20 protein-coding genes are annotated in these 22906 nt (G+C 54.6%); 12 read left to right on the top strand and 8 right to left on the bottom strand.

The annotated features are described in order from the left end of the window. Positions 1-6: 6 nt before the first annotated feature. The 3 genes from ACMGEE_RS02355 to ACMGEE_RS02365 all read left to right on the top strand — a co-directional run bounded on the left by ACMGEE_RS02355 (position 7) and on the right by ACMGEE_RS02365 (position 4981). Positions 7-1299 carry a lysine N(6)-hydroxylase/L-ornithine N(5)-oxygenase family protein gene (locus ACMGEE_RS02355; RefSeq protein ID WP_253454157.1) on the top strand — a complete coding sequence of 431 codons (1293 nt, stop codon included), beginning with the start codon at positions 7-9 and terminating at the stop codon, positions 1297-1299. 1 nt (position 1300) lies between these two features. Beyond that, positions 1301-3658, top strand: a complete 2358-nt coding sequence (locus tag ACMGEE_RS02360; RefSeq protein ID WP_301729551.1) for a GNAT family N-acetyltransferase — start codon at positions 1301-1303, stop codon at positions 3656-3658. Between the two features lie 90 nt (positions 3659-3748). Continuing rightward, positions 3749-4981 (top strand): MFS transporter, encoded by a 1233-nt coding sequence (locus tag ACMGEE_RS02365; RefSeq protein WP_253454161.1) that lies wholly within the window; start codon positions 3749-3751, stop codon positions 4979-4981. A gap of 676 nt (positions 4982-5657) precedes the next feature. On the opposite strand, the gene ACMGEE_RS02370 is transcribed toward ACMGEE_RS02365, so the two are convergent. After that, positions 5658-6017 carry a DUF6404 family protein gene (locus ACMGEE_RS02370; protein ID WP_253454162.1) on the bottom strand — a complete coding sequence of 120 codons (360 nt, stop codon included), beginning with the start codon at positions 6015-6017 and terminating at the stop codon, positions 5658-5660. A gap of 318 nt (positions 6018-6335) precedes the next feature. Next, positions 6336-7274: an ABC transporter substrate-binding protein gene (locus ACMGEE_RS02375; RefSeq protein ID WP_253454164.1), complete on the bottom strand. Its 939-nt coding sequence runs from the start codon at positions 7272-7274 to the stop codon at positions 6336-6338. Positions 7275-7840: 566 nt separating this feature from the next. Here ACMGEE_RS02375 and ACMGEE_RS02380 point away from each other — a divergent pair. After that, positions 7841-7975, top strand: coding sequence for a hypothetical protein (locus ACMGEE_RS02380; RefSeq protein ID WP_301250822.1), 135 nt, complete (start codon positions 7841-7843; stop codon positions 7973-7975). A 1276-nt stretch (positions 7976-9251) separates the two neighbouring features. Here ACMGEE_RS02380 and ACMGEE_RS02385 read toward each other — a convergent pair. Beyond that, the gene (locus ACMGEE_RS02385; protein WP_301250823.1) at positions 9252-10274 is read right to left on the bottom strand and encodes an LLM class flavin-dependent oxidoreductase; all 1023 of its coding nucleotides are present in this window, start codon (positions 10272-10274) and stop codon (positions 9252-9254) included. An 86-nt stretch (positions 10275-10360) separates the two neighbouring features. Continuing rightward, on the bottom strand, positions 10361-10753 hold the full coding sequence (locus tag ACMGEE_RS02390) for a cupin domain-containing protein (protein WP_369894722.1): 393 nt from the start codon (positions 10751-10753) through the stop codon (positions 10361-10363). 249 nt (positions 10754-11002) lie between these two features. Between ACMGEE_RS02390 and ACMGEE_RS02395 the strand changes: the two genes are divergently transcribed. Next, entirely contained in the window at positions 11003-11788 is a 786-nt protein-coding gene (locus ACMGEE_RS02395; protein WP_301250824.1) for an OBAP family protein, read from the top strand. A gap of 49 nt (positions 11789-11837) precedes the next feature. Here ACMGEE_RS02395 and ACMGEE_RS02400 read toward each other — a convergent pair whose 3' ends face one another. Beyond that, positions 11838-12806 (bottom strand): apurinic/apyrimidinic endonuclease family protein, encoded by a 969-nt coding sequence (locus tag ACMGEE_RS02400; RefSeq protein ID WP_253454171.1) that lies wholly within the window; start codon positions 12804-12806, stop codon positions 11838-11840. Positions 12807-13185: 379 nt separating this feature from the next. Between ACMGEE_RS02400 and ACMGEE_RS02405 the strand changes: the two genes are divergently transcribed. Beyond that, positions 13186-13413, top strand: a complete 228-nt coding sequence (locus ACMGEE_RS02405) for a helix-turn-helix domain-containing protein (protein WP_253454173.1) — start codon at positions 13186-13188, stop codon at positions 13411-13413. 210 nt (positions 13414-13623) lie between these two features. Beyond that, on the top strand, positions 13624-15444 hold the full coding sequence (locus ACMGEE_RS02410) for a glycoside hydrolase family 15 protein (protein ID WP_436829605.1): 1821 nt from the start codon (positions 13624-13626) through the stop codon (positions 15442-15444). 76 nt (positions 15445-15520) lie between these two features. Here the strand turns inward: ACMGEE_RS02410 and ACMGEE_RS02415 are convergent, their stop codons facing one another. Next, positions 15521-15916 carry an Exc2 family lipoprotein gene (locus ACMGEE_RS02415; protein ID WP_301250826.1) on the bottom strand — a complete coding sequence of 132 codons (396 nt, stop codon included), beginning with the start codon at positions 15914-15916 and terminating at the stop codon, positions 15521-15523. A 237-nt stretch (positions 15917-16153) separates the two neighbouring features. Between ACMGEE_RS02415 and ACMGEE_RS02420 the strand changes: the two genes are divergently transcribed. Next, positions 16154-17107, top strand: coding sequence for an aliphatic sulfonate ABC transporter substrate-binding protein (locus ACMGEE_RS02420; RefSeq protein ID WP_253454179.1), 954 nt, complete (start codon positions 16154-16156; stop codon positions 17105-17107). Between the two features lie 39 nt (positions 17108-17146). On the opposite strand, the gene ACMGEE_RS02425 is transcribed toward ACMGEE_RS02420, so the two are convergent. Together ACMGEE_RS02425 and ACMGEE_RS02430 are read right to left on the bottom strand one after the other, a co-directional pair. After that, positions 17147-18472: an LLM class flavin-dependent oxidoreductase gene (locus tag ACMGEE_RS02425; RefSeq protein ID WP_253454181.1), complete on the bottom strand. Its 1326-nt coding sequence runs from the start codon at positions 18470-18472 to the stop codon at positions 17147-17149. Between the two features lie 9 nt (positions 18473-18481). Next, on the bottom strand, positions 18482-19459 hold the full coding sequence (locus tag ACMGEE_RS02430; protein WP_436829606.1) for an MsnO8 family LLM class oxidoreductase: 978 nt from the start codon (positions 19457-19459) through the stop codon (positions 18482-18484). 205 nt (positions 19460-19664) lie between these two features. On the opposite strand from ACMGEE_RS02430, the gene ACMGEE_RS02435 reads away from it, so the two are divergent. From ACMGEE_RS02435 to ACMGEE_RS02450, 4 genes are read left to right on the top strand one after another with little or no spacing between them, the layout of a single operon-like run. Continuing rightward, positions 19665-20588, top strand: a complete 924-nt coding sequence (locus ACMGEE_RS02435; RefSeq protein ID WP_301250832.1) for an ABC transporter substrate-binding protein — start codon at positions 19665-19667, stop codon at positions 20586-20588. Positions 20589-20603: 15 nt separating this feature from the next. Further along, on the top strand, positions 20604-21113 hold the full coding sequence (locus ACMGEE_RS02440) for a GNAT family N-acetyltransferase (protein ID WP_301250834.1): 510 nt from the start codon (positions 20604-20606) through the stop codon (positions 21111-21113). 9 nt (positions 21114-21122) lie between these two features. Then, entirely contained in the window at positions 21123-22076 is a 954-nt protein-coding gene (locus ACMGEE_RS02445; RefSeq protein ID WP_436829607.1) for an amino acid ABC transporter permease, read from the top strand. Further along, positions 22060-22887, top strand: a complete 828-nt coding sequence (locus ACMGEE_RS02450; protein ID WP_253454190.1) for an amino acid ABC transporter ATP-binding protein — start codon at positions 22060-22062, stop codon at positions 22885-22887. Before ACMGEE_RS02445 ends, ACMGEE_RS02450 begins: the two co-directional genes overlap by 17 nt. The last annotated feature ends 19 nt before the right edge of the window (positions 22888-22906 follow it).

A 22906-nucleotide genomic window follows, 5' to 3' on the forward strand; every position in this document is an offset into this window, starting at 1 on the left:
GTTAAAATGAATAAGACTGTTTACGATTTTATCGGTATTGGTATTGGCCCTTTCAACCTGGGGCTGGCCTGTCTTAGTGAACCGGTTGAAGGCCTGAACGGCTTCTTCCTCGATCGGAATCCGGGATTTGACTGGCACACCGGCATGATGCTGGAAAACGCGCATTTGCAAACGCCCTTTATGGCCGATCTGGTGACCCTGGCCGATCCTACCAGCCCTTACAGTTTGCTTAACTACATGAAGGAAAAAGGAAAGATATACTCATTCTATATTCGGGAAGACTTCTTCCTGATGCGCAAAGAGTATAATCAGTACTGCCAGTGGGCCTGTTCGCGACTCAGCAATCTGCGCTGGAATACGCATGTTGATTATGTCAGCTACGACGAAGAAACGGGCGCCTACCGTATTTCCGCCACCGATACCCGCAGCGGCACACGGCATGAATGGTTCGCGCGCCGTCTGATCCTTGGCACGGGCCCTACCGCCTGGTTACCCGAATGTAGTATTCCGCACCGCCAGCGCCTTACGCATTCCAGCGAATATCTGCTGAACAAAGCAGAGCTGCAGAAAAAACGTTCGATAACCGTGTTGGGCAGCGGACAGAGCGCCGCAGAAATTTATTACGATCTGCTCACTGAAATCGATCGCTTTGGTTACCAGCTCAACTGGATCACCCGCGCGCCGCGTTTTTATCCGCTGGAATATACCAAACTGACGCTGGAGATGACCTCGCCTGAATGGGTGGACTATTTCCATGATTTGCCGCCGGGCAAGCGCGACGAACTGAATGCCCGCCATAAGAACCTCTATAAAGGTATCAACAGCAGTCTTATCAACGACATTTACGATCTGCTGTACATCAAGCAGCTTGACGGCGAACTGGACGTGAATCTGTTTACCCACTCGGCGCTGACGGATATGCGCTGGCTGCCGCAGGGAGAATTCGAACTATCGCTGCATCAGCAGGAGCAGGATTGCACATTTACCCGGCGCACCGAAGGGTTGGTTGTGGCTACCGGCTATCAGTATCGTCCGCCGGCGTTTCTTGAAGGCGTGACTCAGCGTCTGCGCTGGGATGAAAAGGGTCGTTATGATGTTCAGCGCAACTACAGTATCGATAAGCATAACCAGATCTTTGTGCAGAACGCCGAGCTTCATACCCATGGGTTCGTAACGCCCGATCTGGGTATGGCCTGCTATCGCAACTCGGTTTTGCTGCGTGAGCTGACCGGGCGAGAAGTCTATCCGATCGAACGGCAAATTGCCTTCCAGACCTTTCCTGCACAAACGGAGCGATAACATGTCATCGCCTACAATTTTTAGCGCCGACCGTCCGGCCGGCACGTTCAGCCTCCGGCCTATGCGCGCAGAAGACGCTGTGTTGATCCATAGCTGGGTTACGCGTGAATATGCGCGCTTCTGGGGGATGCAGACACATAGCCCTGAGCAGGTTGCCGCTTTTTACCAGGATTTAACGTCCTCCGATCCGCACGCAGCGCTGATCGGCTGTTGCGACGATCGGCCTGTGTTCCTGATCGAATGCTACCGCGCCAGCGACGATGAGGTAGGTAAGTTTTATCCTGCCGCGCCGGACGACTATGGCATGCATATTTTGATCGCCCCTGCCAGCCAGCCGGTCAGGGATTTCAGCTGGCAGGTTTTCACCCTGGTGATGGATTACATGTTCAGCCGACCGGAAGTGAACCGCGTAGTGGTTGAGCCAGACGTACGTAACGACAAAATTCATGTGCTAAACAAGCGTGCGGGTTTTCGTTATCAGCAAACCATTGATATGGGACACAAAACGGCCTGGCTGGCCTTTTGCCAGCGGGAAGATTACCAACACGCTCTACTGCAGGAACAGCTGAATATGACCACTGAAACGACCTCACTGCTGAACGGCGCTCATCTGACGTGCGATAACTGGACCCAGGCTAACCGTTTGCTGATCCGCAAAGCTATTGCCGAATTTGCTCATGAAAAAATCGTAACGCCTGTTGAAACGGGTGATTGCCGCTATATGTTGTCCGTACCGGGAAGCGAATTAACTTATCATTTCCGGGCGATGCGCCTTGCGCTGGATCATTGGGAAATTGAGGTTGAGTCGCTGAGCAAACAGGAGAATGGTCGTGCTCTGCCGCTGGATGCGCTGCAGTTTATCGTTGAGTTTAACCAACAGATTGGCATCCCACAGGCGCTGCTGGCAACATATATGGAAGAGATTAGCAGCACGCTGTGCAGCAGCGTTTTCAAGCTACAAAAAAACCAGCCTGACAGTCAGGCGCTGGTAAAAGCGGATTTCCAGACTGTTGAAGCCTCCATGACCGAAGGTCATCCCTGCTTTGTTGCCAACAATGGCCGTATTGGCTTTGATGCCCGTGACTATCTTGCTTTTGCGCCAGAGGCCGCTACGCCTGTCAGGCTCATCTGGGTAGCGGTTCACCAACGCAATGCCCATTTCTCCAGCCTGAGCAACCTGAGCTACGAGCAGCTGATGCGCGATGAGCTGGGGGAAAAAACCGTGGAGCACTTTACCCAGCAACTGATTAAAAAAGGGCTGTCGGCTGATGAATACATTTTCATGCCCGTTCATCCATGGCAGTGGCAAAACAAGTTGCTGACCGTTTTTGCGGCAGATATTGCGAATAACGATATTGTCTATCTGGGCAGCGGCGACGATAGCTATCAGGCCCAGCAGTCTATTCGCACTTTCTTTAATCGCAGCCAGCCCGGCAAACGTTATGTTAAAACGGCTTTGTCCGTGCTTAATATGGGTTTTATGCGCGGCCTGTCGCCTTACTATATGGCTACCACGCCAGCGATTAACGAGTGGCTGGAAAAGCTGGTTGTCGGTGATGCATGGCTGCAACGCTGCGATTTTCGCATCCTGCGTGAAGTGGCGGCAGTGGGTTATCACAACCGCTATTACGAGCAGGCTATCAAGGGCGATTCCGCTTATAAAAAGATGTTTGCCGCGCTGTGGAGGGATAACCCGGCCGCCAGCCTGAAGCCCGGCCAGCGTCTGATGACTATGGCGTCTTTCCTGCACAGAGACCATCATCAGCAAGCCCTGCTGCCGGCACTGATAGCCGATTCCGGTTTACCGGCTAAAGAGTGGGTATCACGCTATCTGACCTGCTATCTCAGCCCCCTTCTGCACTGCTTTTATCAGTACGATTTGGTATTTATGCCGCACGGCGAAAACCTGATTATGCTGTTAGAAAACAATGTTCCGGTTAGCGCCTGTATGAAAGATATCGGCGAAGAAATTGCCGTAATGGATCCCGATGCGGTTCTCCCTGACAAGGTACAGCGACTGGCGGTGGACGTGCCGGAAAACCTCAAACTGTTATCGATCTTTACGGATGTTTTTGACTGCATCTTCCGCTTTATCAGTGCGATCCTGCATGAATCGGGCACCTTGCCGGAGGAAGAATTCTGGCAGGCAGTGGCACAGTGCGTTAAAGACTATCAACAGGCACATCCTCAATTCGCAGAGAAATTTTCTCGCTACGACATGTTTGCGCCGGAGTTTACCCGCTCCTGTCTGAATCGTCTGCAGTTGGCAAATAATCAACAGATGATCAATCTCTCCGATCCGGCTGAAAATCTTAAATTTGCCGGAACGCTGATCAACCCGATAGCGCGCTGGCGTTAACGACCCCATTGTTTGCCTTAACAAAAGCTTTACTGACGCGACCGCTCTGGCGGCCGCGTTTTCCTTTTTTTATTCCGGGACAGTATACAGATGGCTCTTTATCACCCCCTATCGCAGTTGACTCGCCGACACCTGATTTTCCCGCTGTCGCTGGTGTTATTTGAGTTTGCAACCTATATAGCCCACGACATGATCCAGCCCGGCATGCTGCTGGTCACCCAGGAATTTGCCGTCGGCCCTGAGTGGGTCTCCACCTCACTGACTGCCTATCTTATCGGAGGCCTGATGCTGCAATGGCTGCTCGGGCCGCTTTCCGATCGGGTTGGGCGCCGTCCGGTATTACTCTCCGGCGTGGCTTTTTTTATGCTCACCTGTGTGGCTACGCATTGGGTACAAAGCATTGAACAATTTGTGTTACTGCGCTTTCTGCAGGGAATTAGCCTGTGTTTTATCGGCTCGGTCGGCTACGCCGCCGTACAGGAAGCGTTTAATGAATCACTCAGCGTGAAGATAATGGCATTGATGGCAAACGTCGCTTTACTGGCGCCGTTAGCCGGGCCGCTGGCAGGCGCTGCTTTTCTCTCGGTGGGCGACTGGCGCACTATGTTCTGGCTGTTTGGCGGCCTGTCGGCGATTGCGCTGGTCGGACTGTGGCAGGCTATGCCTGAAACCGCTGGCGACAAAGGAACACCGCTCTCGCTGAAGTCGATTGGTAAAGGCTATTTTGCGCTTCTGCAAGATCGTCAGGTGATGAGCGGATCCCTGGCAATAGGGTTAGTGACTATCCCTTGTCTTTCGTGGGTGGCTTTATCACCAGTGATCCTTATTCATGATAGCGGGCTTAGCCGCATGGGGTATGCGCTGCTGCAACTGCCGGTCTTTATGGCCATGATTGCCGGCAATTTCACGCTAAGCCGACTTGCCAGCCGTGTATCTATTGCGCAGCCGCTGCGCCTGGGTGCCTGGCCTGTCGTCAGCGGGTTAGCCATGGCGGCGGTCGCCACCACCCTTAACGAGCACAGCTACCTGTGGCTGACGGCCGGGCTAAGCATTTACGGTTTCGGGACTGGTCTGGTCAGCGCCGGGCTTTACCGCATGACGCTGTTTTCCAGCAGCGCCGGAAAAGGGAGCGTGGCGGCAATGGTTGGCATGGTCACTATCCTGGTTTTTGCTCTGGGAATTGAAGCCGCAAAGGCCTCTTACTTCAGCGTCGGCAGCCGAGGATTCAGTCTGGTAAACCTTACCTGCGGCCTGCTGTGGCTGGGGCTGGTACTGGCATTTCTCCGCGAAAATCAGCGTCGACAGTCGGTGGTTCGCCCGTAATAAATACCGGCAACGGCGCGGCTTTCTCAACCTTCCCGCCGGTTGCCAGGACGAATCGATCGGCGCTTTGTTCGGGATCGACCAGAGCAAAGTGCCGATCGACTGGGCATCGCCGCATAAAATAAAATCGCTTTTCACGTGTAGCCAAAGCGTTGCGATATTCGTTAACGGCGTCATTCTGAACACATACAGCTGCGATCCTTTCTTACTAAATTCATATAATGGGCATTATATAAACCCAGGAAAGCAGGCGATCCGCCTGAAGAAGAATAATGGGATCCAGGGCGATCGGGATCGGGCTATTTTATAAGCATCAGGATCGATAAAAACGATCGCGCTATGTAAATTCTGCAGCATATTACCCCTGCACGTCCCACAGAATTCACGTAGCGCAACCAGACCAGAATTGCCGGAAAAATGTACGGTTCAGGACAGATCCGCCATCGAAACGCCAATAATTTAATCAGGGCAACAAAGCTTCCCCGCCGGTGTCGTTTGAACAGGACGGCTGGGAAAGGATTTTCAGGAAGGCGATTTTTGATGAGCCGTTCGCGAGTACGGCCTGACAGAGGAAAATAAATGAGGCTCAGTCGGGCAAAAATGCTGGGGGAACTCGATGCGCCCTGCCGCCTGGATTTGGCGGAAAGGCGCAATCACGCTTCCCTCACCCACGCCGCTATATCTGTTCCCATTCAGGCAGGTGGTTAGCTTTCTTTCGCCACAGCTGAAAAACGGACATCACAAGGCTAAACAACAGGCCTGCGCTCAGTATGGTTATGGAAGCAGAGAGTAAATCCACATACTGTGCTTTCCAGAACACAAACCACATCACGATCCCCCAGAATGGCGTATAGACAATCGTAAAGCTGAATAAATTAGTCATGAAAGGCGATAAAGGCGGCGGCGCCACCTCGAAGCCAAGGTTCCACAAAAGACGATGGCACGGCGGAGCGTAAGTGCTGTGCCACATCCCTTTCGCCCTCATCATTGCAAAGGCACGCCTTTTTTTTCCATCGAAAATCGGGGAGCTTTTCATAATAAATCCCTGGAATTTTTGTTGTTATTTGAGTGTAACAGTTTCCGAAAGGAATGATTTCTTATTAGCACCGTTTTACTGAAACAGACAGTTAAACCATGTCAAAAGGCATAACGCCGGAGAATATCGCGTACTCAGCGGGCTGGCAGCCGACACAATGTGCATCAGGGAGGATGATTTACCGCGGATGACAGGAATTTATCAGTATAAGCGTGAAACCATTAAAGCGCCCGTTCAGGCACTATGATTATTACGCTGTTTACTGCTCCGCACCATGCCACGGCAGAAGTAAGCACCGGCCGAAAAATATCGGCAAGCTTAACGCTGACCGGCCTCTACGGTTATGCCCCGATAAAAGGTCGGCTCAACCCGTAGCGGCCTGGCGATCAGCCCCTGCTGCTGATAAAAATCGGCCGTTGCCTGCTGCTGAGCCACCGTTTGGGGATCGATAGCCTGCCAGTGTGCTTTCCTGCGGCTGAATGAGAGTTTTACCGCCTGCTGAGGAAAACCGATAATATGGGCCAGCGTTGCCGAATAGCCGTCAATATTGTTGTAGGCCAGCTGCTCAGCATGGGCCAGAAGATTCACATACTGCTGTAATGCCTGGCGTTTTTCCGCATTGCCGAGCGCGCTGTCGGTAGCAGCCAGAAAACTGTTACCTGCGATCAATCCCTGGCCATTAACCAGTACGCGGCCGATGCCGGAGGTTTCCGCCAGCGCGGTATAAGGATCCCACGTTGCCCAGGCATCTATCGCGCCGCTGGCCAGGGCGATTTTCGCGTCGCCAGGCGTAAGATAACGAAAGCGCACGTCTTCTGCCTTAATCCCTGCCTGTGCCAGCGCTTTCAACGCCACGAAATGGCCAATAGAGCCTCGCCCCGTTCCGATACTTTTTCCTTTAAGATCGGCCGCGCTGTGCAGCGTAGAATCCTTATTAACCACGATAGCTGTTCCAATTGGGTCAGATTTATCTACGGCGATAGCCTTTACCTGCGAGCCAGCCGCTATGGAAAATAACAGCGGCGCGTCGCCGATAATACCTGCATCTACCGCGCCGGCATTAAGCGCTTCCGCCAGCGGCGCGGCGGCCGGGAATTCCGCCCATTCAATATGGAAAGGCAGGTTTTTAAGCAAGCCGGAGGCCTCAAGCTGCGCGCGCATATTGCCTTTCTGATCGGCAATTCTTAATGTAGTCACGCCATCAGCATAAACCGACCCGCTTACGGCCAATGCCAGCAATACTATTAAATTTTTCATCTCATCTTTTTCCCTGTCAGAAATCGTTCTAAGTATTTACCTAAGCCAAAATAAGATTAATCCCGCAGAGTACCGATACGCCGCGCAAAAAATCTTATTCTCACTGCCAGATTCAGATGAAAGCATCTTATTGTTTTTTGCCTGATAAATCCGACCGAAACTTATAACAATACTTCCATTACATTACTGAATAATAACTTTTATCAAAATTTACCTACGATAAGGTGCCGCTCCCCAGGCTTATCCTGGGCGTATGCACAAATCGTAAAAAGTCAGCCATAGCTATTTTATCCATATACGGGGTGTTTTGGAGTAGTAAAGCTTTCTCAAGAAGGCTTTAAGCGTATTTAGCCATTAAATTCAAAAAGATACTATAAGCTTGGCCATACTTATCAACCGGTCGAATTTTCGACCACACCATACGCTTGCTGGCCACTTTTATCCACAGAAAATGGGGATTACCTGTGCATAAAAAAGTATAAATCGCTCTGAAAAGCGCTACCGTTGCGGTGAAACGCCCTAATTCTGTTGATAATTTTTGCGAAACGCCGCCTCAGGCGTAAAAAATGAGCATCGCCAGGCAGCAAAAGTTCAGGGAGAAAGAGAAAGCGGCCATGCAGGCGCTGTGCCTGACGCTCGGGCGATTTATCTACAGCAATAAAAAACGCTGTAGCCAGCGGCCATCCAGTAGTTCGTCTTGAAGTTGTCCCTGGCTCAGCCTGATAAAAACGCAGCATACGGCTAAAAATGGCCCCCTTTGTTTTATTAGCCAACCGGCCGCAGGCTGTAAAACTACCATTACTTACCAATAAATGATCATTCCGTTTTTTTACGGACTATGTTACAGCAAGAATTATCTTTAAATAAAAGGTGTTAATATTTTATTTTACTGAGAAAGGCTAATGAAAATAAAATTTGAAAAGTCTCTTATAAACCCAGATAAAATAAGCGCAGCAGGAAAATTCTTTTGATTTTAATCAAATGCAACGCTGTTTCTTATTTACCACCTACGTGGCGATCTTCATTGCAGCGTCTTTAAATTCCACCGCTTTATCAATCAGCATGGTTTATGCATGAGGTGATATGTTTTTCACTACGAAAATTTTTCTCATAATTAAAATACTCCGCTAAGATAGTTTTCTTTTACGGTAGCCGCTCTCTTTCTTATAGAAATTATTTCCCGTGAATGACGCTAAATGATTTTTCCGATGATTTACGATCCCCTGTCAGACAGCCTCTTTTGCTGGATGGCATCCCCTCCGATCACCTACCTAAACCTGGTTAACATCTCGCTGTCGCGCGCGTTCTCTCCCCTGCCCTGTCCTTAAGGATCCTTCAGGCTTGTCTGCCAGGAAGGCTTATGGGTAAGCAAAAGAAGCGCATTAAGCCTCTGCTAAGCGCCAGCTGCTCGGTGTCTATTTGGGGTTATTGATATTGAAAATAAATGTATGTTGTAACTATTTTAGGTAACTCAGCCAGCTTACAAACCATAAGATGAACCGGCAAAGCAGAAAGGCTCGCTCTGTAGCGGCTAAAAGCCGTACGACGGGATTGCCAGTTTTCGATGGAAAAAAGCGTGCCTTTGCAAGGATGAGAGCGAAAAGGATGCGGCACAGCACTTAGCAACAAGGTTGTATTGCGCGTAATAAGGTAGAGAAGTGCCATACAGGCGAGACAAAAGGGAAAACGTTATGGCCCATCGTTTACTGAGAAAGTTCGGCATTGGGTTGATTTTATTTTGCCCGGCTCATGTGCCACCGGCTATTTATTATTCTTTGGATATCTGTCTTTAACTATTACCTTCCCTGCCAGGTTTAAGCGAAAAAATTTTGTGATACAGCCATTGGCATAGCTGAAATACGTTTAAATGGAGGTGCTGATCTTCGCCACAGCCAGCACCTTTTCTGCGCTTAACAGGATTACTTTTCCGTCGCTGACAGCGCTGCCTTTAACCGGCCAGGTTGCCCTGGCTCATTGCTACCGCCAACCCAGCTCCGGGGCGACATATTTAAGGATTGCTTCCAGCACGTGCGTGCAATATGCCACGCCAAGCTGATTAGGGATGGTCAGCAGCAACGTATCCGCCTCGGCAATCGCTTCATCCTTCGCCAGCTGGGCAATCAGCTTCTCCGGTTCGGCGGCATAGCTGCGCCCGAAGATGGCACGCGTTTTTTCATCCAGGTAGCCAATCTGATCGCCACCCTGCCCGCTGCTGCCAAACCAGGCACGATCCTGTTCGCTGACCAACGCAAAAATACTGCGGCTGACCGAAACGCGCGGCTCGCGCTGATGACCCGCTTCCCGCCAGGCGGCGCGATAGGCACGGATCTGTTTTGCCTGCTGAATATGGAAAGGCTCGCCGGTTTCGTCATCTTTTAGCGTCGAGCTTTGCAGGTTCATCCCCAGCTTCGCGGCCCAAACCGCCGTGGCGTCCGAACCCGACCCCCACCAGATCCGTTCACGCAGCCCGGAGGAAAAAGGTTCAGGCCGCAGCAGTCCCGGCGGATTAGGAAACATCGGCTGCGGATTAGGTTTTGCAAACCCTTCGCCCTTCAACACTTCCAGCAGCGCCTCGGTATGGCGCCGCCCCATATCAGCATCGCTTTCGCCCTCCTGCGGGCCATAGCCAAAGTAGCGCCAGCCTTCAATGACCTGTTCCGGTGAGCCGCGGCTGAGGCCCAACTGCAAACGCCCGCCGCTGATTAAATCAGCCACGCCGGCGTCTTCCGCCATATAAAGCGGGTTCTCGTAGCGCATATCAATAACGCCGGTACCAATTTCAATTTTATTGGTACGGGCCGCAACGGCCGCCAGCAGCGGAAACGGCGCGCTAAGCTGGCGGGCAAAGTGGTGCACGCGAAAATAGGCGCCGTCGGCGCCCAGCTCTTCTGCGGCTACCGCCAGATCGATAGATTGCAGCAGCGCATCTGCCGCCGATCGGGTGGCCGACTGTGCAGAGGGCGTCCAGTGACCGAAAGAGAGAAACCCAATTTTTTTCATAACATAATGACCTTTAGCGGCGCGCATCTGGCGCGTTGAAACCGTCATACTAACGCTGAAGCCTGGGCTTGTCTGCCGTCAACCGGTTAAAACTCCGCAGGCTCGCCGGGCAACGGCTCCGACAGCGGCTGTCCCTCTGCGCCCGCGTAGAAGATCACCAGCTCAGCGGCTTCGTCGGTGGTATAGCCGCGATGAATATCGCCCGTTGCCTCATTCAGCGCTTCGCCAGCCTTTACCTGATGCGTTCTGCCGCTCTCTTTATCTTCAATGGTCAGCTGGCCAGAGAGCAAATAAGCCATATTTGGCATCGGATGCGAATGCCAGGGCAGCGACGTATGCGGCGGAATAGTCATCTTCATTACCGTAAGCTGGGGTTTACCGGCGGGATAAGCGGTATAGGGCGTATCGTTCCAGGCTTCGCTGGTTTGAAGCAGTTCGGTCGTCTGGATCGTTGCTGAATCATTCTTTTGGTCAGTCAAGGTGGCCTCCTTTATAAAATAGCGTCCTCCTGTTTAACTTAGTAGAAGATCGGCCGCCGTGTCACAAAGGAGATGCCGCGCGCTGATTTCAGGCAGAAAAGTGGCGGGTAAAGGACGCCGGGCCTCACGCTGGTGAAGAAACATTGCCGGAACAACGACGTTGCGAAATGACCGTTACCTGCCAGGCTTTTACTGACATTTTGTATCAGCATTAAACAATTTCAGACACTTTCAAGTTACGGAGACAAAATGAAAGGAACCCTGCCTCTGATCGCCCTACTGCTGTGCGGCTGCGGCGCGCACAATTCGCCCTCGCAAGTTACCAGCCCTGGCGCCCCGACCTCGACGGAAAAAAAGCTGCTGGATACCGGCGCGGCAGCGATGCAGTCCCGCCCGCCCATTGACGCTATTAACGCTTATCTGGACGGCTTTCATTTCTATAACGGCGACCACAATGGACAGATGGAGGCGCACCATTACGTCACCATTCTCAACGACGACGTGATGCAGGCGGTAATTTACGACGGCAACACGCGCGACGCCAAGCTGATGGGCGTGGAATATATTATCAGCGAAAGACTGTTTAAAACGCTGCCGCCGGAAGAGAAAAAGTATTGGCACAGCCATCAGTATGAGGTGAAATCCGGCACGCTGATCGCGCCTGGCCTGCCGCCGCTGGCGGAAAAAGCGCTGATGTCGCGTATCGTTAACACCTACGGCAAAACCTGGCATACCTGGCATACCGATCGTGATAAAACGCTGCCGTTGGGCATTCCGGCGCTGATGATGGGCTTTACCGCCGACGGCCAGATGGATCCGCGTTTGCTGATCGATCGCGACAAAAGATTCGACGTGGACACGAAGAAAATCAGAGAGTCACGCAAAGATATCATTGCGCATCCGGCAGCGGCAGGCGCCAACGCCTGGGAACATGGCGATACCGTCCAGCTGAAAAGCGTCAAGGGCGGCGGCGATATTGCTCATGGCGAAACCCATTTTACCACCTCAGAGCAGACCCGCAGCGGCAAGCTCTAGGCAAGGCGGGAAACGGAACATGTGCGCCATCGCGCATGTTCCGCGCTCGCTAATCCTGTTCTTTGTCCTGCCCTGCGTAGTTAAACAGCCGATCCCTCGCCAGGTTCTTCATTTTTACTTCGCACATGATATCGAACTCTTTGAACGATAAAGCCCAGTCGTTCAGCGTATCGTTAAAATAATAGTCGGAGTGCGCCCGCAGCTTAGTTCTTGCCACGCCTAACTCTTCCTGATTTGGCCAGCCGTGTGGCGGAATGATACCTTCCTGCGAAATCGAATAGTGCAGCACCGGCCTGACACCGCGCCAGGAGGCTTTAATCTGCGCGATACGCGGATCGTCGGGCTGGATAAATTCGTTCTCTTTTACCCAATGGTGATGAATATCCAGCACGATGGGACAGAGCTCTTTCGCCTGAAGCACGTCATCCAGCGAACAGGAAATCTCATCGTTTTCCACCGTCAGCATGTTTTTCGCTTCCGGGCTGAGGCGGTGAAACGCGGTTTGAAATCCCTCAAAACCGCCTTTGCCGTTCATATGGATATTGATTTTAAAATCCTGGAAGGTTTTGCCATAGCCCATCAGCTTCGCGCACAGCGTGTGATATTCCACGTCTTCAATGGCGCGTTCCACCACCAGTGGATTATCTGACGCCAGCACGGAATATTGTCCCGGATGAAAAGAGAGGCGGATATGATGGGCCCGGGCGAAATCGCCGCATTTCGCCAGCGCCGAATGCAGTTCCGGTAAATAGTCCTGATACAGCTCGTTCGCTTCCGGCACCGTAAACAGAGGCAGCAGATCGCTTCCCAGCCGCATCATACGTAGCGCTTCCGGCTCTTTCGCCAGCGCTTCCAGCGTCAGGTAAAGATTGCTGAGATTATGCTGCGATATTTCGCTGATTAGCGCCAGCCGCGCTGCTTTATCCAGGCTCAAAAATCGGGTGCGCGTGGTGGCTCTTAATGGAAAAGGCTGTTTTGCCTCAGCATTAAAATATTTACAAGCAAAGCCCAGTTTCATGATTACTCCTGTTGAGACACCAGAACTGAGTGTAACAACTCAGAAAGAATTGTGGGGCGGCAGGCTGCCAGCCGCGCGGTTTTTCAACAATATTGGGAAAGCAGGAACGCCAGAAGGAGCATTAATAAGCAAGTCGCTGCCCAACCTGCCGTCTGATTAACTGTTACGGCATTCTGAAACCGACTGTCAGCCGGATCTCGACCGCAATGGCAAGCAGCATTAAAAATTATCAAGGCGGAGAACAGGCAATAGTAGCGGCCCGGCCAGGCAGATGGCAAACACCAGGAATAGTCTTAAATGAAATTTAATGCTGTTAAATCAGAATGTTGTTATATAGATTCAGGATGGATCCCAGCCTGAATTTGCCGGAGAAAACACTTTGCATGACGGTCTGTTAATTAGCGTCGGCGAACGGGTACGTCTGTTCCGCAAACGCAAGCAGCTAAGTCAGATTGCCCTGAGCGAGCGTAGCGGCATCGATCGTACTTATCTTAGCGATATTGAAAACGGCAAGCGTAATATCAGTTTGCTTACCCTGAATAACCTGGCTCTGGCGCTCGATGTGCCGATTGAAATGCTGGTTTCTCGCCCGCCAGTGACGCTTTAATAACCAACACGCCTGCGCCATGCTATTTGCGGCCGCGCTTATAACGCTATTTTCCCCAATGTTGCCGCCCGGGCGCCGTCATGCCGGGCGCTTTGCCTGCGCAAGCTGAAAACTTATCTATACTTTTCAATCCAGAGCCTGATGTCATTCGGTGAGCCATCATCGTTTTATGGCTCAGGCCGTCTATATATTCTGAACAAGGGACGTCGAGTGAAAAATAAAACCTACCGCTCTCCCGTGCGTAAAGAGGGTTTTGCCGGTCTCGGCGACTATGCGGCTATCGGCGAGGGGCGCTCCGTGGCGCTGATCGCGCCCGATGGCGCCATCGACTGGTGGTGCGCGCCCAATCTGGACTCGCCGCCGCTGTTCGATCGCATCCTCGATCCCGGTATCGGCGGTTTTTTCCAGCTGGAGCCTGAAGGCAGCTACCGCGTCGAGCGGCGCTATCGCGAGGAGAGCAACGTCCTTGAAACGCTATACAGCACAGAAAGCGGATCGGTTCGCCTTACCGAATCGCTGAACAGCTCGCTGGCGGGCCGTCTGCCGTGGAGCGAGCTGGCGCGACGTGTGGAAGGCGTTGAAGGCGAAGTCGTGCTGAACCTGCGCCTTAAGCTGGGCACGATGGCGGAAAGCCGCTCGCCGTGGGTAGCGGATACCCATCACGGCGCGGTTTTTCATATCGGCGATCTGATGACCATGCTGCGCACCAGCGAAGACGTAACGATTAGCTGGCTGTGCGATGAAGCGGTCGAAGGACGCCTGGTCACCTCTCCCGGTTCGCATTCGCTGATAGCGCTGCTGGCGAGTGAAAAAGAGCCGTTAGCCGTGCCGGATCTCGCGGCGATCGACGACAGGATTGAAACCAGTCATACCGCCTGGCGCGACTGGGTCAACCACCTTTCTTATCAGGGGCTGTTCTCACCGCACGTTAAGCGTTCCGCGCTGTCGCTAAAATTTCTCTGGTACTCGCCAACTGGCGCGCTGGCGGCTGCGGCGACGTCATCCTTACCCGAAGGCTTTGGCGGCGAGAAGAACTACGACTATCGCTACGCCTGGGTGCGCGACGCCTGCCTGATCATTAAATCCTTCGTCTACCTGGGGGCGCTGGAAGATTGTAAGGCCGCTTTCTCCTGGCTGACGCACACCATTATTCGCCACGGCGTTAAGCTGCGCGCCTGCTATACCCTGGACGGTAGTCTGGTGCCGGAAGAGCGTTACCTGCCGCTCAGGGGCTATGAAGATTCACAACCCGTGCGCGTGGGTAATAATGCCCGCGATCAGGTACAGCTCAGCATGTATGGCGATATGCTCTCTACCGCCCGGCTGTTTATCCAGGCGGGCCACGTGCTGGATATTGCTACCTCACGAATGCTTGGCGAACTGGCCAACTGCTGTGCCGACAGCTGGCGGCAAAAGGATTCGGGGATCTGGGAGCTGCCCGACGAACAGCACTACACCCACTCCAAAATGGCCTGCTGGCTGGCGCTGGATCAGGCCGTCGCGATGGCCGAAGGCAAACATATCGAACCTACCTGGGTCGGCCGCTGGGAGCGCGAGCGCGATCGTATTCGCGACTGGATCGAAGAGCACTGCTGGTCGGAGAGCCGCCGGGCCTATCTGTTCTATGTCGGCTGCGAAGACAGGCTGGACGCCTCGCTGGCGCTGATGCACCATTATGGCAACAGCGTCAATCCCGAACGCATGCTGAAAACTTATGACGCCATCCGCCGTGAGCTGGGCCACAACAGCGCCATGCTGTATCGCTACAGCGGCGTGGAGCAGGAAGAAAGCACCTTTGTGGCCTGCTCTTTCTGGCTGGTGGAAGCCTGCGCTTCAATGGGGGATACAAAACGCGCGGAGGCTTCCATGCATGAAATTCTGGAAAGCCTGTGCGACAGAGGCAACGTAGAAATCTTTAACGAGATGTTTGACGTCAGAACCGCCAGCTGGCGCGGCAACCTGCCGCAGGGGCTGAGCCATCTGGCGCTGGTCTGCGCGGCCCAGGCATTAACCGAAGCCAAAGGCGAATAAAAAAAGGTTAAGGCAAGGATGGCTCGCCCGTGGCCATCCTTGCCGCCATGCGCTGGCTTACCTGATTGACGCAGCGCTAAGGCCTCCCTTCATAGCCATCCCGATAGGTTGCTGCCAGCGCATCGGCCAGGATCTTACGCTCTTTTTCTGGCCGATCGGCCAGGTACGTCTGACCCAGAAAAGTATGGGTAACGGCCTCATCCGGCAGGTTTTCAGGCTTGAGCAGACAGGCGGCTTTTTCTTCCATTTGCGCTTTACTTAAGCCGGCAGCCCTGTCCTTTACGCCTGCCTGATAAACAGCCTGAAAGCCGGGCCGCATCACGCGGATGGAGTCGGCCAGCAGCATACGCGTATTAGGATCGAAATTGGCGTCCGCAATTTGATGGACGGCATGGGTGGTATGGCGTTCTACGCTGCCCTGAGGCGCGCAGGCACAAAGCAGCAGCGCCAGCGCGCTGACTAATCTTTTCATCTTTTTCATCCCTGTTTTAACTGATTGCTATTTCCCTGAATATTGCCGGGTAAATTTTGCACAATCCGTGTCTGGCATGCAAGCCATCACGATCGAAAGCTGTGACCTGTTTCCATTTTTTACCCCAGCCGCCTTCAATGCCAATATGTTTTTTCATGCTAAGGACAGCAGATTTACTCGCTAAGCGCTGCGTAACCAATTTGCTATGGTGCGCTGATGACTTTTACGGGGAAAACCATGAAAAATTATCTTGTTAGCAGCCTTGCCGCGCTGGTTCTGGCGGCCACTTCACAGCAGGCGCTGGCGGCAAGCCAGCCGGAAACGGTCAATATCGGCTATCAGAAAGCGAATATTTTCGCGCTGCTGAAATATCGCGGCACGCTGGACGACGAATTTAAAAAACAGGGCATTCAGGTACGCTGGGTGGAATTTCCGGCCGGGCCGCAAATGCTGGAAGGACTGAACGTCGGCAGCATCGATCTGGCCGCAACGGGCGACGCGCCGCCCGCCTTTGCTCAGGCCGCACAGGCCGAACTGGTCTATCTGGGCCACTCGCTCGCTAACCCTAAAACCGAAGCCATTGTGGTGCCGCAGGCTTCTTCCATTAAAAATGTCGCCGATCTGAAAGGCAAACGCGTGGCGCTGAACAAGGGCTCGGACGTTAACTATCTGCTGATTACCGCGCTGGAAAAAGCCGGGCTGAGCTATAAGGATATCAAGCCGGTTTACCTGCCGCCTGCCGATGCCCGCGCCGCCTTCCAGCGTGGCGCAGTGGACGCCTGGGTTATCTGGGATCCTTACCTGGCGGAAGTAGAGACTAACGCCAGCGCCAGAATAGTGCAAAACGCGGAAGGACTGGTGCCGCATTACACCTTCTATCTGGCCAGCCGTAAATTTGCGGAAGCGCACCCGCAAACGGCGGAAAAAGTGCTGGGCGAATTGGGCAAGCTCAGCGACTGGGCTAACGGCCATCCCGAAGAAACGGCGAAGATCCTCTCGTCCTCAACCGGCCTGCCGCAGCCGATCTGGCAAAAAGCCCTCGCCAGAATGCCTTTTGGCGCGCAAAGGATGACGCCGGAAGTGTTCAGTCAGCAGCAGGCGCTGGCCGATAAATTCACGCAGATTGGCCTGCTGCCGGTGAAGGTGGAAGTCAGCAGCGCCACCTGGACGCTGGATAAGAAACCACAGTAGGCCCGGACACGGGCGGCACGACGCCGCCCGTCATCAATCTTATTGGTTTTCAACCAGCTCCGGCACCGGCTCAGCGTAACGATTGACTTTAAACGGCAGCCCCAGCCTGCCTCGCAGCGTGGTTTCGTCAGAAGGCTGCCAGTAGCCGCGCGCCGCCAGTATCGGCAGCACATCACGCGTGATATCGCGTAGCGACTCCACCAGCACCGGGCCGCTGAGGATAAAACCGCTCGCGCCGCCCTTTTCTACCCATGCAATCAGCGCGTCGGCCACCTGCTGCGGTGTACCGAAGAATTCGCCGCGCGGCAGCGTGGTTTCATAAGCTACCTGACGCAGCGTCAGTTGCTCTTCCCGTGCCCGATGCTTGATGCTGTCGGTAGTGGAACGGAAGCTGTTCTGCCCCAGCTCGCCAACGTCCGGGAAAGGTCCGTCCGGATCGTACTGGCTGAAATCATGATGCTCGAAGAAGCGCCCCAGATAGGCCAGCGCATCGTCAAGGGAAAGCAGCAACAGCAAATGCTGATATTTCGCTTCGGCCTCTTCCGGCGTTTTGCCAATAATGGGGCTGATGCCGGGAAAGATAGCTACCGGATCGCGCCCGTTGGCGGCAACGCTGGCCTGTAGCTTCCGCGAATAGCTCTGCGCTTCCGCAAGCGTGCGCGCGTTGGTGAATACCGCATCGGCGGATTTTCCGGCCAGGCCGATGCCGGTATCGGACGCGCCCGCCTGGAAAATCACCGGCTGCCCCTGCGGCGAACGCTGAATATTCAGCGGCCCGGCTACCGAGAAAAATTTGCCCTGGTGATTCAGCCTGTGCAGTTTGGCCGCGTCAAAAAAAACGCCGCTGTCGCGATCGCGCACGAAGGCGTCGTCCTCCCAGGAATCCCATAATCCCTGCACCACGTTAATATATTCCTCGGCAATCTCGTAGCGCAGCGAGTGCGCCGGATGCGCTTTACCGAAGTTCTGCGCCGAGCCTTCCAGCGGCGAGGTCACCACGTTCCAGCCGGCCCGGCCGCCGCTGATATTATCCAGCGTCGCCAGCTGACGGGCAACGGTGAAAGGATCGCTGTACGAAGTAGAAATCGTGCCCGCCAGCCCAATTCGCTGCGTGACCGCGGCCAGCGCCGACAGCAGCGCCACGGGCTCGAAGCGATTAAGGAAATGCGGCAGCGACTTCTCGTTGATGTGCAGCCCGTCGGCGACGAAAAGGAAATCGAACCCTGCCGCCTCCGCCTGCTGTGCCAGATCGGTAAAGTAGCGGAAGTTTACGCTGGCATCGGCCGGCGCGCTGGCATGACGCCATGCATTCATATGGCCGCCCGCGCCGTGCAGCATCAGGCCGAATTTGATGTGGGTGCTCATACGATCTCCTTAATGCTGGCCCGCCAGCAGAGTAATGGAACGCAGACGCCGCGCGGGATTGCTTAGCGGCGTATGCAGAATAAATTCGTCGACCTTAAGGCTTTGCTGTAACGCGGCCAGCCGCTGGTGGATAACGTCGGCGGTGCCGTGCAGCACGTTCAGCGCCTGCTTTTCAATACGGTAATCCGCCGCGCCCGCCTGCTGGACAAAAGCCAGCGCCTGCGCTTCGCTGCCGACGGTCACGTGCCGTTCGCCAAGCGTGACGCGATAGTTATGCTGTTCGGCCAGTAGCGAAGCCGCTTCCTCAGTGGTGTCGGCCGCCAGCGCCGCCAGGCTGATCAGCGCCTTACCCTGCTGCGCGTACTCGTGAAAGGTCAGCACCGCTTCCCGCATCGCCTGCTCAGAGGCGTTAATAAAACCGGCATAGACAAAGTTCCATCCCAGATGCGCGGCCAGCCGGGCGCTTTCCGCACTGGCACCCAGCAGAAAGCGCGACGGCGAGTGTGATGGCGCCGGCAGCGCTCTGGCGGCTTCACCGCTGGCCGGTTCGGTCACGGCGTCAAGATAGCGGGTTAACCGCGCCAGCAGCGCGGGAAAATCCTTTTGCCCTGCCAGTTCACCCTGCAAAGCTTTGGTAGAAAGCGGCAACCCGCCCGGCGCTTTGCCAACGCCTAAATCGACGCGCCCGGTTGCCAGCGAAGCCAGCAAATGAAAATTTTCCGCCACCTTATAAGGACTGTAGTGTTGCAGCATCACGCCGCCGGAGCCGATGCGTAACCGGCTGGTGTGGGCCAGCAGCCAGGCTATCAGCACTTCCGGCGAGCTGCCCGCCAGGCGCTCGTTGTCGTGATGTTCAGACACCCACAGCCGGTGGTAGCCCAGCCGCTCCGCCGTGCGGGCAAAGGCAAGCGTCGCCGCCAGCGCGGCCTGCGGCGTTTGCCCTTCGTCCACCGGGCTTTGATCTAAAAGACTTAACTGATAAGACATAATTTATTCTCTCTGAATACTTTCAGCGAGAATTCCATATAAAAACGGCGACGCTAAATATTAATTACAGCTTAGCTTTTGCATAACAATGAAATTATTACGGCTCACGGGAAAAGATTATTTCCCGCTATCTTTATTTGTTTTTGTTGTTTTACTTGCCCTGCCGCATCCTGAATAGTGCAGAAAAACAAAACGCAGGGATAAAATGATGAATAGCAACCGCTTAAGCGCGCTGGCGCTGCTGCTGGGCCTGAGCCTGAGCGCCCAGGCCGCGCCGGGAATAGATTTAATCGCTAATGAAAAGCCGGTGCATACGCCGTTAAACCCTCAGGCGGCTTCGCTGATCCCGGCTAATTATAAATTTGTTACGCCCGGCACATTGACGGTGGCTACGGCAGTGTTGGGCAGCGCGCCGCCGTTCGGCCTGTTTGCCCGCGATAATAAAACGGTTATCGGCAGCGAAGCGGATATAGCACGTCTGGTTGCCGATGGGCTGGGATTAAAATTAAAAATCGTTCCGGCTTCCTGGGAAGACTGGCCGCTGGGCGTCGCCTCCGGGAAATATGACGCGGCGATTTACAATATAACCGTGACTAAAGAACGCAAAGCGCGGTTTGACTTCGCGACCTATCGTCAGGACACGCTGGGCTTCTACGTCAAAAGCAGCAGTAAAATCAGCAAAATTGACGCCGCGCCGGATATTGCCGGCAAACGTATTATCGTGGGCTCCGGCACCAATCAGGAAGCCATCCTGCTGCAGTGGGATAAAGAAAATCAGGCGAAAGGCTTGCCCGCTATGCAGCCGCTTTACGTGACCGACGATGCCGCCGCCACGCTGGCGATCCAGTCCGGCCGCGCCGACGCCACTTTCGGCCCTAACGTTACCGGCGCCTATAAAGCCAAACTGACCGGCACCACCAGGCTGGTCGGCGTGGTGGCCGGCGGCTGGCCTAAAACCGCCAATATCGCCGTGACGCTGAAAAAAGGCAGCGGGCTGGTGGAAGCCGTACAGGCTTCACTCAACGGCGCCATCGCCAGCGGCAGCTATTTACAGGTGCTGGATCGCTGGGGCGAGAGCATCGAAAAAATCGACCATTCCGAGATTAACCCGCCGGGTTTAGGCGACTGAGTACGGGAGCGCGCCATGATTGAAGAAACCTTTATCCATACCACGCCGGACGATCCGCGAATTGAGCCGATTATCGACGGGCTGTTCGCCGAATACCGCGCCCGCTACGGCGACTATTTTGGCGAGCAGGAAGAAGAGCCGCCGGGAATTTATGCACCGCCCGACGGGGCGTTTATCGTACTGCTGCGCCATGAAACGCCGATAGCGATGGGGGCCTTCAAGCGTTACAACGTCACGACTGCGGAGCTGAAGCGTATCTGGACGCACAGCAGTATGCGGCGTCAGGGCCTGGCGCAAAAGGTTCTGCTGGAGCTGGAGCGGCTGGCGGCGCTGCAGGGATATGACGCGCTGTATCTGACCACCGGCTTTCGCCAGCCGGAAGCGGTCAGGCTCTATCTGTCGCAGGGTTATCAGCCGCAGTTCGATCCGGCGGTCGATCCCGAACGCTATGCGCTGCCGCCCTTTGACGGCCGCCTGCCCTTTACCAAAACGCTGCTCAGCCAGCCTGTCCGACGCAGCGCCTGAGGAGTTACCATGAAAAACCCGGATGCTGGCTGGCGTGACAACGCCGACGCGCCGAACGATGTCGTCCTGAAAGTTGTGCCTGCCCGCTACCCGTGGCGCATAGCGGGCGCAGCGTTCGCGCTCTTTATTATTACCGGCGTGGTGCAGTCCATTGCCACCAATCCGCGCTGGGAGTGGGGAGTATTTGCGCAGTGGTTTTTCGATCCGGCCATTTTAAACGGGCTGGGGAAAACGCTGCTGCTGACCCTGCTGAGCACGCTGTTCGGCTCGATTCTCGGCACCGGCCTGGCGCTGGCGCGGCTCGCCAGGTCCTGGCTGCTGAACGCGCTGGCGTGGAGCTATATCTGGCTGTTCCGCTCGCTGCCCCTGCTGCTGGTGCTGATTATTCTTTATAACTTCGCTTATTTGTATGACAGCCTGTCGCTGGGCGTGCCTTTCACCTCCATCACCTTCTTTACCCACGCCACCACCGATCTGCTGGATCAGTTTTCGGTAGCGGTGCTGGGGCTGTCGCTGGTGCAGGCCGCCTATACCGCCGAGATCATTCGCGGCGGCATCGTCGGCGTCGATCAGGGCCAGCACGAAGCCGCCGCCGCGCTGGGCCTGCCGCCGTATCGCCGCACCTTCCATATTATTTTGCCACAGGCGCTGCGCGCTATCCTGCCAACCGGCTTCAACGAGGTGATTAGCCTGGCGAAAGGCACCTCTATCGTTTACGTGCTGTCGATGCCGGAACTGTTTTATACCGTGCAGGTTATTTATAACCGCACGCAGCAGGTCATCCCGCTGCTGATGGTGGCGAGCGTCTGGTATCTGTGCATCACCACCGTCCTGTCGGTGCTGCAACACTTTGTCGAAAACTATTTTGCGCGCGGCGTGGTGCGGCAGAGGCGCCCCGCCCGCTTAACGCTGTTCCGTCGTTCGGCAACGCTTAAGGAGAGTTCTGATGTCAGAAGCGCTTGAACTAAATCGCGACGAGAACGCCGCCAGCTGGCGCGATCGCCCACAAACCCAAGCCGGAAAAATTGAGATCGCCAATATCAGTAAAAGCTACGGCGCCTTTAAAGCGTTGGATGATGTCAGCCTGACTATCGAACCCGGCACCGTCACCGTGATCCTCGGGCCATCCGGCTCCGGCAAGTCGACGCTTTTGCGCACCATTAACCATCTGGAACGCGTCGATAAAGGCTTTATTCAGATCGACGGCGACTACGTAGGCTATCGCCGCAGGGGCGATAAGCTGTACGAGCTGAAGGAAAAAGCGATTCTGAAACAACGCATTCAGGTCGGTTACGTATTCCAGAACTTTAACCTGTTTCCGCATATGACCGTGCTGGACAACATTATTGAAGCGCCCATCGTGCATGGTTTGCTGAAGCGCCGCGAGGCAATTGAGCGGGCTTACGAGCTGCTGGATACGGTCGGCCTGCGCGAAAAGGCGCACGCCTGGCCCCGACAGCTTTCCGGCGGCCAGCAGCAGCGCATCGCCATTGCCCGCGCGCTGGCGCTGAACCCAAAGGTGATGCTGTTTGACGAGCCGACCTCCGCGCTGGATCCTGAGCTGGTGGGCGAAGTGCTGGAAGTGATTAACAGGCTGGCACGCTCGGGCGTTACCCTGGTAGTGGTAACGCATGAGATAGGCTTTGCGCGGCAGGTCGCCGATCGCGTGGTGTTTATGGTGGATGGCAAAATTGTCGAAAGTGGCAGCGCCGAGCGGGTGCTGAATCGCCCTGTTCATCAGCGTACCCGCCGCTTTCTGGAAAAAGTACTGTAGGCGAAAGGCAAATATCCTT

The sequence above is a fragment of the Erwinia artemisiae genome (genome assembly GCF_051400835.1).
Lineage (GTDB): Bacteria > Pseudomonadota > Gammaproteobacteria > Enterobacterales > Enterobacteriaceae > Erwinia > Erwinia aeris.